Origin of the sequence: Leifsonia sp. 21MFCrub1.1 (assembly GCF_900107895.1) — a bacterium.
GTDB classification, from domain to species: domain Bacteria; phylum Actinomycetota; class Actinomycetes; order Actinomycetales; family Microbacteriaceae; genus Leifsonia; species Leifsonia soli.
In genome coordinates this window covers 3,364,087-3,375,804 of record NZ_LT629867.1, presented here as the reverse complement: position 1 = coordinate 3,375,804, position 11,718 = coordinate 3,364,087, and the positions used below count along the sequence as shown (strand labels likewise).

Here is an 11,718-nt window from a genome sequence, read left to right as displayed (position 1 = left end):
ACCGATGATCCTTTACGACTACCAGTGCGTCAACAGCCACCGCTTCGAAGCCGCTGTGCGATCGATGGCTGACGCCAGCCCGAACTGTCCGACGTGCGGTGCAGAGACCGCCAAGCGTCCCTCGCGCGTCCAGCTCGGCGGACGGGCGTCCACCGGACCCAGCCGGGAGCAGATGCCGAAGAGCTGGAACGCAGTCCGCGGCGGCGACAAGGAGACAGTGCGCCGATGGCACGATCTGGCCGCCAAACGGGAAAAGCTCGAAGAACGCCATCCCGAACTCGCCGGCAACCGGCGACCCGTCCTCGCGCACGAAGGGATCTTTCGCGAGAAGCCCCTTCGCGCGGGCGACGACATCGCGAAGTCGGTGTCCGAAGCCGTCGTCACTTCGAAGGAGAAGGAGAAATGAAGATCACAGGCGCCGTCCTCCACCAGATCGGTTTGAGCCGCCCCTATTCCGAGTCCCAGCCGCTCATCGTACAAGAGCTGGAACTCGACCCGCCGGGCCCAGGCGAGGTTCTGGTCCGGATCGAAGCGGCCGGACTCTGCCATTCCGACCTGTCCGTCGTCGACGGCAACCGGATGCGACCGGTGCCCATGCTCCTCGGGCACGAGGCTGCAGGGCGTGTCGTCGAACTGGGGGACGGCGTTGAGGACCTGAAAGTGGGGCAGCGTGTGGTCATGGCGTTCCTGCCGAGATGCGGTGAATGCGCGAACTGCCTCACGGAAGGGCGGCTGCCCTGCATCCCCGGGTCCGCCGCGAACAACGCGGGGACACTACTGTCCGGTGAGCGCCGCCTGCATGCGGACGGCGATGAGGTCTTCCATCATCTGGGGGTGTCCGGATTCGCGTCCCACGCCGTCATCGATCGGCGCTCCATGGTTCCGATCGACGACGACATTCCGCCGCAGATCGCAGCCGTCCTCGGATGTGCGGTGCTGACCGGGGGAGGCGCGGTCCTCAATGCGGGCAAGCCCCAAGAGGGAGACACCATCGTTGTCGTCGGCTTGGGCGGAGTCGGCATGGCCGCCCTCATCACAGCGGTCTCCCTCGGTCTGGGGGAGGTGATCGGCATCGATGCCGTCCCCGAGAAACTGGAGCGGGCGCGAGAGCTGGGGGCCACCGCTGCGTACACCCCCCAAGAAGCCATCGAGCGAGGAGTCAAAGCCGCTGTCGTCGTCGAAGCGGCCGGGCATCCTCGTGCGTTCGAAACAGCGATCGCTCTGACAGGTCTGGGAGGGACAACGGTCACGGTCGGGCTTCCCGCGCCGGCCGCGGAGTCTATCGTCAAGCCGCTCGGTGTCACCGCCGAGGCCCGCACAATCGTCGGAAGCTACCTCGGCTCCGCCGTTCCCTCGCGGGACATTCCGACCTACGCCCAGCTGTGGCGCGAGGGACGGCTTCCCGTCGACGCGCTCGTATCCTCCACGATCACACTCGAACAGGTGAACCAAGCGCTCGATGAGCTCGCCGACGGTCACGCGCTACGGCAGATCATCTTGTTCCCCGAACCCGATTCGGGCTCAACAGTGAAAGGCAGCCGAGAATGACACACCCGCGCGAGGAATCCCTCCTGTCAAGCGTGCCGGACCTCCTGCTGATCGGCGGCCGCTGGCGTGCGGCCGCACACGGGAACACCTTTGCCGTCGAAGACCCGTCCACCGGCGAGATCATCGCACGAGTCGCCGATGCCAGCCCCGAGGACGGCACTGCGGCCCTCGACGCCGCCGTCGCCGCTCAGAGCGGATGGGCGGCCACTCCGCCGCGGGTACGAGGCGAGATCCTGCGACGAGGCTTCGAAGCGGTGACCGCCCGATCCGAAGACTTCGCGTTGCTGATGTCGCTCGAGATGGGAAAGTCTCTCGCAGAAGCTCGCGGTGAGGTCGCCTATGGTGCGGAGTTCCTCCGGTGGTTCTCAGAGGAAGCCGTCAGAGTAAGCGGCCGGTACACCCAGGCCCCCGACGGCAAATCCCGCCTGCTGGTGCTCAAGAAGCCGGTCGGTCCGTCCCTTCTCATCACCCCATGGAACTTCCCCTTGGCAATGGCCACCCGCAAGATCGCTCCGGCCATCGCGGCCGGCTGCACGATGGTCATGAAGCCGGCCGCGCTCACACCTCTCACGACCCTCCTCCTGGCCGAAGTGCTCGAGACGGCAGGCTTGCCGGCCGGAGTTCTCAATGTGATCCCCACGAGCACAGCTCGCGCCGTCACAGGCCCGCTCATCGCTGACCCACGGCTCCGAAAGCTCTCCTTCACCGGTTCGACCGAGGTGGGACGGGGACTGATCGCCGACGCCGCGCAGAATGTCCTACGGACGTCGATGGAACTCGGGGGAAACGCTCCGTTCATCGTGTTCGAAGACGCCGACCTCGATCTGGCTGTGGCGGGTGCGCTCGCCGCCAAGCTCAGAAACATCGGGGAAGCATGCACAGCGGCGAACCGGTTCTATGTGCACGAGTCCGTCGCGGATGAATTCAGCAGACGCCTGGCCGACGGCATGAGCGCGATGAAGATCGGCCGCGGCGCCGAACCAGACACCCAGCTCGGTCCGCTGATCGACGAGGCCAGCCGGCGGAAAGTGGCAGCACTCGTCGACGACGCCATCGGCCTGGGAGCCGTAGCTCTCCTTGGAGGAAAGGCGGTGGACGGTCCAGGCTATTTCTATGAACCCACCGTCTTGACCGACGTGCCGCCCGAGGCGCGAGTGTTCGCTGAGGAGATCTTCGGACCCGTCGCCCCGATCGCCACCTTCCGAACGGAAGAACAGGCGGTCAGGCTGGCCAACGACACGCCGTTCGGACTGATCGGGTACGTCTTCACCCGTGACCTCACCCGGGCGTTCCGCTTGATCGAAGCACTTGAAACGGGCATGGTCGGGCTCAATTCCGGGGTGATCTCGAATCCCGCTGCACCCTTCGGCGGGGTCAAGCAGTCCGGGCTGGGCCGCGAAGGGGGCCTGGAGGGCATCGAGGAGTACCTCGAGACCACCTACGTCGGCATGGCCCATCCCAACCTCTGATCCAGTCCCATTTGTCCCAACGTTCGAAGGAGAACGAAAAGCATGTCCGCACGCGCAGCATCGACCGTGGTGATCGGGATCCTGGCGGCTCTGGCCTGCCTGCTCACCGCCACACTTGTCCCGATCCCCGTCTGGGTCCTGTTCGTCGGATGGGCATCCTTCTTCACAGCGGGAGGCGGCGTCGCCGGCCTCGCCAGATCGGTGATCATGAATCTCGTGGGAATGGTCATCGCGGCGCTCGCGCTCGTGGCGATCACGGCAGCGGGAGGCAACGTCTGGGTGCTGACGATCTCGGTCGGTGTGGGCGCCGCGATCCTCGTGGCGTCGAGCCGGATCGCCCTCTTGGCGGCGACGCCCGCCGGGTTCCTCGGTTTCGCGGCCACCTTCGGGTTCTTCACGGCGGGTGCGAAGCTGGCGGCGCCATTCGGGTTCGACTACCCGTTGGTCCTACTGACGGTCGCATTCGTGGCCGGCGCGGTGTTCGGTATCGCGTCCGAGAAGGCTGGAGCACTGCTCGCTTCCCGGAAGACGTCGGCCCGCGCGACGAGCTCTGCCGACGCATGAGGCGCCGACGATGAACCACGTGGCGATGGTCCCGGATATCTCCACCAAGGATGAAGCGGTCCTTCATATCGACGGCGGCAGCGTCGCAGGGCAACCGGTTCTCCTGCTGCACGGTCTCGGCTACGCCTCATGGGCAGGACACCCCCTTCGCTTGCGCCTTTCTCCGACCGTGCGCCTCCTCTCGCTCGACAATCGTGGAACAGGCAGATCGTCGCGGGGAAGCGCACCAATATCGATCGATCGCTTCGCCTCCGACGCTGCGACCGTCTTGGAGCAGCTGCGAGAGCGGGGGATGGGCCGGACACCGGTGATCGGTCATTCGATGGGTGGATACATCGCGCAGCTGCTCGCCGTCGCCCGCCCCGACCTGGTGTCTCACGTGGTGCTGGTGAGCACGAGCGGGGGCGGCCCGACCGCGACGCCCGTCCCCGAAGCCACCCGCCGATTGTGGCTGGACTCGTCGACGCTCCCTGCGGACGAATACGCCGTACGCACCATGCCCGTGTCCTTCGCAGAGGGATGGCCGGCACAGCACGCCGATGTCTACCAGCAGCTGCTGGCGGCCCGCCTCCGATATCTCACACCGCCCACAGTGTGGCGGGAGCAGTACGACGCCTGCGAAAGGTTCCTCGAGGCGGGGTACGACCACTCCCAGCTCACCACTCCCGCGCTCATCCTGCACGGCAGCGCCGATCGGGTGGTCCCTGTCGAGAATGGCCGGGATCTCCACTGGACCCTACCCTCCTCCCGCTACCGCGAGGTCGAAGGAGCGGGGCACGCACTTCATCTTGAGCACCCGGAGATCGTCGCGTCTGAGATCAATGATTTCCTCACCACCGATCACGCTAGTAACAAGGAGTAAGAACATGCCGAGCATCGAAGTCGCCCCCGGCGTCCGCATGGCCTACGAGGATCGGGGAGCAGGAGACCCGATCGTATTCGTCCACGGCTGGGGTGGGTCCGGAGATGTCTGGGACTATCAGATCCTCGACCTCGCGCCGACCCACCGTTGCATCACCGTCGACCTGCGTGGTCACGGCGCCTCGGACAAGCCATGGGGTGACTACAACTACGACATGTTCGTCGAAGACCTGCATACTCTCATCACCGATCTGGACTTGACCGAGGTGACTTTAGTGGGTTGGTCCATGGGCGGACACATCGGCCTTAGGTATGCGCACGAGCATCCCGGCCGCATTCGACACCTCGTGCTCACGGGGAGCGGACCACGGTTCTGGGAAGCACCCGACGCTCCGTTCGGCACTCCATCGGACCAGGTGCAGCCTCTTGTTGACGCCGTCCGTTGGGCGCGCACCGAGACGATCGCCGGCCTGTACGGTAACAACTTCCATCGTGACGACCTCAGCGCAACGGAGCAGTGGTTCGTTCAGACAGGGTGGAAGGTCCCGGCCTTCGTCGGTCTGACGAGTTTTCAGGCCCTGATCGACAACGACTTTCGAGAGATCCTGCCCGAGATCGACCTTCCCGTCGCGGTCTTCAGTGGGCGCCACGACCAGATCTGGGATCCGCGGTGGTCAGAGGAGACCGCTCGCCTCCTCCCGAACGCCACTCTCACCTGGTTCGAGAACAGCGGTCACGTCGCCTTCATCGAGAACCGGATCGAGTGGAACGCCGCTCTGCTGGACGTGCTGGAGGGAAGGTCGCCGGCCGGTTCCCTGGGGTCGGCAGGGAGTGCGGCAACGGCCTGAGGTGTGTATCGCACGCAACACTCTCTCGGCCCGTCATCTTTCGCGCTCGAGAGATCTGAGTCGGTCCTCCGTTCGTCCGACATCACGGTCGGCGACCATCAGCCGATCGGGTGCGAGAACGCGTTCGATGCCGAGGACCAGCCCGCCGGCGGCACCGGAATCGAAGCCCAACGCAGGTCTGACCAGAGTGAGTTCCCGCGTGGAAATGGGCAGCGCCTGCTGATAGACGATGCTGCGCACGGTGGCGAGGAGTTCCTCGTCGGCGTCGGCGAGCGATCCTCCGAGCACGATCCGGTGCGGGTTGATGACATGCACGAGGTTGGCGATGGCTTCCCCGAGATGCTGGTCCGCCCGGCGGGCGCTGGCTCTGACCTCTGGATCCCCTTCGGCTAGCCGGCGCAAGAAGAGGTCTCGCTCGTCGCGGGTCGTCGGGGTGGCTGGTGCTGCTCCGGTCATCGAGCGGGTGAGTGCACCCACGGAAGCGACCGTTTCGAGGCAACCGTGGCTCCCGCAGACGCAGATGTCGTCGTGCCCCGTGACCTTCAGGTGTGCGATCTCGCCGGAGGACCCGTCGGCTCCGCGCATCAGAACCCCGTCCGATGTGACGATCCCGACTCCGATGCCAGTACCGACCTTGACGTATAGCAGGGGCCCGGAGAACTCCGTGCTCGCGCGCGCTTCGCCGAGGGCGCGGAGGTTGACGTCGTTCTCGAGAATGACGTCGCAACCGAGCGCTTCGCTGACGTACTGGATGACGGGGAAGCGGTCCCAGCCTGGCATGAAGGGCGGCCGGACAATCGACCCGTCCCGATGGTCCACGGGCGCCGGCAAGCCGATCACAGCGATCACTGCTCGATAGGGAAGATCGGAGAGAAGCTCTCGGAAGCCGGCCACGATCGCTTCGAGCACGACATCGGGTCCATTGGAGAACTCGATCTGGATGTGTGCTTCCGCCACCGGATGCTGACGGATGTCGAACACCTTCAGGTTCGACCAATGGCGCCCGCAGTCGGCCACCAGGACATACCCGTAGCTCGGGTCGAGCTCGAGGACCGCGGCCGCTCTGCCGCGCCCGCCCGATTGCTGGTAGCCCTGGGTGCGAACGACTCCGCGGTCCAGGAGTTCGCGCACCCCCGCATCGACGGTCGATCGGGCCAGCCCGCTCGTGCGGACCAACTCGGGCTTCGACGCGGCGGCGCCGCTCGCGAGCAGTCGTGCGAGCGTACTCGCCAGAAGGTCCTCGCTAATCCGCGCCGACAGGGCTGGAGCGTCGATTCTCAAAGACGGCATGCAGCACCTCCCCTTCTTCACCGATGGAGACCCTATCAACGCCCGCTGCCGACGATATTAGTCCGATCAATGCGGTTTAAAAGCGCAAGAAAGACATTGAATACGCCCTCCCAATGCGTTTGAGTCGCTATCACGCCGGCGCACCTGAGGTGACCGGATGTCTAGAGCTCAAGGAGGAGCACGGTGACCCACATGGTGACTTGCTCAGCCGACCAGGTAGGTGGCGGCCGTGTTTGACGAGTTGATGCTCCCCGATCAGGCGGATCTGACTGGACCGACGATGGACGGCACGGCGACCGTCGCCCTCCGGCTTCCGTGGTACCGGTCGCTCCCGCTTTCGTGCGTGGAGGGCGTGGTCATCTCGATCGACGACGGCACAGTCGATGGCGAGGGGATGACGATCAGCGTCGGAGATGTCGAACATCCGGTCGCCGACCTCGGCGAATTGGCCGATGTCGAGTGGTTCGTACTGGACCGGGCGACGGTCCGTTTTGCGAAGCCCGACGGACTGGAACCGGGCATGCACCGCGTCGCGCTCACGCTGACACTCCGGATCCCGTACGCAGAGCCGGAGTACTGGCCCATCGACTTCACGCAGACGGCCGAACATTCACGCACCGTCGAGTTCCTCGGTAAGGACAGCTGATGACCCTCAAACTCGGAGTCACGCTCTACAGCTTCAACGTCGACTACTACACGTATCGGTATTCACTCCAGGATTGCTTCGCCGCGGCCGGCTCGCTGGGCGAGGGCCAAGGGGTCGAGATCGTCGGTCCGCAGATGATCCGCGGGTTCCCGGAACTCACGCCGGAGTTCGAGTACACGTTCCGCAAACTCGTCGACCGATACGGGCTCCAGCCGAGCGCGTACGGCGCGTACGCCGACCGCGAGCGCTTTCGCGGCCGGCTGGCCAGCAGGGATGAGCAGATCGACTACCTGCGGTTGCAGATACGCGCTGCTGCCCGGCTGGGCTTCCCTGTCATTCGCACGCAGGTGGCCGAGTCGGTCATCAACGACCTGCTGCCCTACGCCGAGAAGTACGACGTGAAGATGGGAATGGAGATCCATGCGCCGATGACGGTGGAGGCGTTGGAGCCAGCGATCGAGAAGGTCCAGAAGATCGACTCCCCGTATCTGGGGTTCACTCCCGACAGCGGGGCGTTCTGCCACTCGCCGGCGGCGATCTACGTAAAACGGTTCACCGACCAGGGGGTGCCGGAACAGGTGATCGACCATGTGCTCAGAGGGTGGAGGCAACGTACTCCGGTGGAGCAGTTGCGCCAGGAAGTGGCGGACCTGGGCGGGGGTGCCCTCGGCGACCTCATGGCTCTGGAGAGCGAGGTCTACTTCGGTCACGGCGACCCCATGGATCTTGTGCCGCTCCTGCCCCATATCGTCCACGTGCATGGCAAGTTCTACGGCATCGACGAGTCGGGAACGGACTCCGCCGTGCGATTCCCGGAGATCGTCTCCGTCCTTCTCGATGGCGGCTACGACGGATTCCTCTCCTGCGAATACGAGGGGCACCACTGGGACACCGAACTCAGTGCCCTCGATCAGATCCGCACCGTGCAAGGATTCCTGCGCAGGCAGATCGAGACGAAGGCCGCCGCATGAGCGTTCAGCTGTCACAGCGGTTCGACGTGATCGTCGTGGGCTCCGGCGCCGCCGGAAGTATCGCCGTGAAAGAGCTCACCGAACGCGGCCTCGAGGTCCTGCTGCTCGAGGCCGGACCGGACATCAGCGACGCCGACTTTGCGCCGCTGCCGCCAGAGCCCGTGCGACCCATGGGGATCGGTCTCTACCCACGCGCCAAGGCAGCAGTACTGCGCCGCCAACCGATCCAGGTGCGTCGTGCGTTCTTCAGCGAGAAGACAAGTCCGTTTCTCGTGAACGACCTCCAGAACCCGTACTCGGTGAAGGGGCAGGACTTCCTCTGGGTTCGCGGGCGACAACTCGGAGGACGGCTCCACTCGTATGGGCGCGTGCTCCTTCGCAGTTCCGATTACGACTTCGACGGAGGGGCGGGCCGCGAGCGCGGCGCCCAGCGTTGGCCCCTCCGCTATGCCGATGTCGAGCCGTGGTACGACCGCGTGGAGGAGTTCCTCGGCCTGTATGGCAACACCGACGACGTGCCCATCCTTCCTGACGGGAAGTACATCGGTGCGTCCTCCCTGACGGCAGCAGAGCACGACTTCGCAGACAAGACCCGAGAACGCTGGCCGGAGCGTCGCGGCATCGCCTGGCGGTATGCCGCCCCGAACCCACAACGCGTGCCGTTGGGCATCCTGGCCGCGAGACGCACCGGCGGGCTCACCACCCGAACGGATGCCGTGGTTCGTCAGATCACGATCGATGATCGGACGGGCCTCGCGGATGGTGCTCTCTTCATCGACCGGGTGACCAAACGCGAGCATCGAGTCTTCGCCGACATCGTGATGCTATGCGCATCCACCATCGAGTCCGTGCGACTCCTCGCCAACTCCGGAAGCAGTCGCCACCCCAACGGCCTCGCCAATTCCTCCGGGATCGTCGGGCGCTACTTCATGGACCAGACCCCCTCGCTGCTCTTCGGTGACACACACCGATTCCCCGGATGGGAGGACGACACCTCGGCCCCTGCTGACGCGTACTACGGCGCCGCCGGAGGACTCTACCTCCCCATGATGGAGGGCTTCGCAGCCGACTCGCCTTTCGTCGGCGGCTATGCAGTGCAGGGCGTGCTGGGGCGGATCCCGGTCCCGACCGGACATCCCGGAGCCGTCGGAATGATGGGCTTCGGCGAGATGCTTCCCCACAAAGAGAACCACATCACCCTTCATCGCCGTCGAACCGATGCCTGGGGCGTTCCGATTCCCCGGATTCACGTGACGCTCACCGAGAATGAGAAGGCCCTTCTTCGGGAACAGGTCCGCGGGATGCGGGAAATGGCCGAGAACGCAGGGGTGCGGGTCAATTTCGCCGGATCCACACTCGGCCTGGACTCCAAGCGGGTGTTCCCCGACGCCGATCCCTTCAGCCGCGCCATCTTCCGGGCCTCCTTCACGAAGAGCCTCGCCATCGGTGCCGCGATCCATGAATGCGGCGGCGCCCGGATGGGTGATGATCCCGCAACCTCCGTCCTCAACCCGTTCAACCAGGCGTGGGATGTGCCCAACCTGTTCGTCACGGACGCCAGCTGCTACGTCACCAACGGGATCGTCGGGCCAACCCTCACCATCATGGCTCTAACCGCCCGAGCCTGCGCGCATATCGCGTCCGAACATGCCGCGGGCAACCTCACCCGCCACCGCGCAGGCACGGTGGCAGAATGACCGCGCGCACGCCGGCGGAACACGCCGGACCACCAGAAAGCGAAAAGCAGATGACCGTGCTCTACCGGCCGGGCAACCCGCTCTCGCTTTCCGAGCCGCCCATACCCGAGTTCAGCCCCGGGACCCGTCTGCTTCCCGCGGCCTCTGTGCACGCCGAGGGGGCACGGCCCCTCCCCGTGGACATCGAGGTGTTCGACGACGTCTCCCTTGCGCTTCGGGATGGGACGACGCTCTACGCCGACGTCTACCGGCCTGCCGGTGCCGGGCCCGTACCGGCGATCCTGCTCTACACCATCTACAGCAAGCGCGGCGGCTACTGGAACACGAACGTGAACGCCACGCGCTTCGGGGTGCCGGCGCACCAACTCTCAGGGCTCCAGCCGTTCGAAGCGCTCGACCCGGCGGAGTGGTGCCAGCACGGCTACGCACTCGTCGTCGTCGACGCGCGCGGCACCGGTCACTCCGGCGGGGATTTCCGATTCCTCGGCTCCACAACCGCCGAAGACGTCGCCGATATCGTGGAATGGACCGCCACTCAAACCTGGTGCACCGGCAAAGTCGGGATGGCCGGCAACTCCTACCTGGCGATGGCGCAGTGGGCCGGGGCCGCGGAACGACCACCCCACCTCGCAGCCATCGCACCATGGGAAGGGACCACCGATGTCTTCCGCGACATTCTCATGCGCGGCGGCATCCCGGACCTCGCTTTTCACGACGCAGACATCGTCGGCCACCTCTACGGAAACGGCCTATTCGAAGATCTCACGGGCACCCTGCTCAGCAACCCGCACGAGGGTCCGTACTGGGCGGACAAGCGTCCCGAGCTGGAGTCGATCGAGGTGCCCGCGTACGTGGTGGCCAGCTGGACGAATTCGCTCCACACCCGATCGACGCTGCGCGCGTACGAGCGATTGGGATCCGGGCAGAAATGGTTGCGTATCCACAACACCCACGAATGGGTGGATATCGCTGATCCCGATCGCCTGACCGACCTGCGGCGGTTCTTCGACCGCTATCTAAAGGACGAGCCCAACGCCTGGGAGACCACACCACGGGTGAGGTATTCCATCCTCGAACTCGAGGACCGGGACCTGGTCGACATCCCCGCCCTGTCCTATCCGCCGGTCGATGCTACGGCGACCCCACTCCATCTGGATGCGAACGCTGGATCTCTCGTCCGTGCCCTGCCAGCAGAGAACGGCACCGTCGGCTACAACACCGCGGATCCGACCGCCGTGGCTCGGTTCGTGTGGCCGGTCGACGTGGAGTGCATGCTCGTGGGGCCCCTCAACCTGCACCTTCGTGCGGAGACCAGCGAGGGGGATGATCTGGACCTGTTCGCCAGCGTCTACGTCACCGATGCAGACGGAACTCTACGCTTTCACGTGCCTTACCCCGCACAGCAGGAGGCGGTCGCCGCCCTCGCCCGCGACGGCCTCCTAACCGCATCCGACGTCTACGTGGGGCCGAACGGCCGTATCCGAGCCTCCCGGCGTGCGCTCGACCCTCGACGCTCGACCCCCCTCGCTCCCTACCTCGCGCATGACCGCGACGAACCGGTGTCCCCGCATGAACCGGTCGACCTAGAGATCGGACTGTGGCCGACCGGGATTCATCTACGGCCGGGGCAGCGCCTGGTGCTGGAGATCGCGGGCAGGCCCGGAGGCCCGCTTCCTCCGTCTCCCACCGTCACGGGACTGCCGGCGCCCGAGATTCCGACGCGCAACGCCGGACGGCACACCATCCACACCGGACCGCACGCCGGCTCCACCCTTCACCTCCCTCTCGTCGCTGTGCGATAAGAGCGCCCACACGACCGATCCG

At 65.6% G+C, this 11,718-nt stretch carries 11 protein-coding genes; 10 read left to right on the top strand and 1 reads right to left on the bottom strand.

Going from position 1 to position 11,718, the window contains the following annotated elements; genetic code table 11:
* The first annotated feature begins 4 nt into the window (after nucleotides 1–4).
* Genes BLW09_RS15865 through BLW09_RS15840 form a run of 6 tightly spaced genes read left to right on the top strand, consistent with a single transcriptional unit; the run spans nucleotide 5 to nucleotide 5,290 of the window.
* A complete protein-coding gene (locus tag BLW09_RS15865; protein WP_089914910.1) occupies nucleotides 5–406 on the top strand; it encodes an FmdB family zinc ribbon protein in 402 nt (133 codons plus the stop codon).
* On the top strand, nucleotides 403–1,548 hold the full coding sequence (locus BLW09_RS15860) for an alcohol dehydrogenase catalytic domain-containing protein (protein WP_089914907.1): 1,146 nt from the start codon (nucleotides 403–405) through the stop codon (nucleotides 1,546–1,548). Before BLW09_RS15865 ends, BLW09_RS15860 begins: the two co-directional genes overlap by 4 nt.
* Nucleotides 1,545–3,017 carry an NAD-dependent succinate-semialdehyde dehydrogenase gene (locus BLW09_RS15855; protein ID WP_089914905.1) on the top strand — a complete coding sequence of 491 codons (1,473 nt, stop codon included), beginning with the start codon at nucleotides 1,545–1,547 and terminating at the stop codon, nucleotides 3,015–3,017. The genes BLW09_RS15860 and BLW09_RS15855 overlap by 4 nt, the downstream gene beginning before the upstream one ends.
* Nucleotides 3,018–3,059: 42 nt before the next feature.
* Nucleotides 3,060–3,581 (top strand): DUF1097 domain-containing protein, encoded by a 522-nt coding sequence (locus BLW09_RS15850; RefSeq protein WP_089914902.1) that lies wholly within the window; start codon nucleotides 3,060–3,062, stop codon nucleotides 3,579–3,581.
* Between the two features lie 10 nt (nucleotides 3,582–3,591).
* Complete coding sequence (locus tag BLW09_RS15845; RefSeq protein WP_089914899.1) at nucleotides 3,592–4,443, top strand: alpha/beta fold hydrolase; 852 nt, start codon at nucleotides 3,592–3,594, stop codon at nucleotides 4,441–4,443.
* Nucleotides 4,444–4,447: 4 nt separating this feature from the next.
* Nucleotides 4,448–5,290: an alpha/beta fold hydrolase gene (locus BLW09_RS15840; RefSeq protein ID WP_157696972.1), complete on the top strand. Its 843-nt coding sequence runs from the start codon at nucleotides 4,448–4,450 to the stop codon at nucleotides 5,288–5,290.
* 33 nt (nucleotides 5,291–5,323) lie between these two features.
* Here the strand turns inward: BLW09_RS15840 and BLW09_RS15835 are convergent, their stop codons facing one another.
* Nucleotides 5,324–6,580 carry an ROK family protein gene (locus BLW09_RS15835; protein ID WP_089914893.1) on the bottom strand — a complete coding sequence of 419 codons (1,257 nt, stop codon included), beginning with the start codon at nucleotides 6,578–6,580 and terminating at the stop codon, nucleotides 5,324–5,326.
* Between the two features lie 229 nt (nucleotides 6,581–6,809).
* Between BLW09_RS15835 and BLW09_RS15830 the strand changes: the two genes are divergently transcribed.
* From BLW09_RS15830 to BLW09_RS15815, 4 genes are read left to right on the top strand one after another with little or no spacing between them, the layout of a single operon-like run.
* Nucleotides 6,810–7,226, top strand: coding sequence for a C-glycoside deglycosidase beta subunit domain-containing protein (locus tag BLW09_RS15830; protein WP_157696971.1), 417 nt, complete (start codon nucleotides 6,810–6,812; stop codon nucleotides 7,224–7,226).
* Entirely contained in the window at nucleotides 7,226–8,197 is a 972-nt protein-coding gene (locus BLW09_RS15825; protein WP_089914888.1) for a sugar phosphate isomerase/epimerase family protein, read from the top strand. Before BLW09_RS15830 ends, BLW09_RS15825 begins: the two co-directional genes overlap by 1 nt.
* The gene (locus BLW09_RS15820; RefSeq protein WP_089914886.1) at nucleotides 8,194–9,894 is read left to right on the top strand and encodes a GMC oxidoreductase; all 1,701 of its coding nucleotides are present in this window, start codon (nucleotides 8,194–8,196) and stop codon (nucleotides 9,892–9,894) included. Before BLW09_RS15825 ends, BLW09_RS15820 begins: the two co-directional genes overlap by 4 nt.
* Nucleotides 9,891–11,696 (top strand): CocE/NonD family hydrolase, encoded by a 1,806-nt coding sequence (locus BLW09_RS15815; protein WP_089914883.1) that lies wholly within the window; start codon nucleotides 9,891–9,893, stop codon nucleotides 11,694–11,696. Before BLW09_RS15820 ends, BLW09_RS15815 begins: the two co-directional genes overlap by 4 nt.
* The last annotated feature ends 22 nt before the right edge of the window (nucleotides 11,697–11,718 follow it).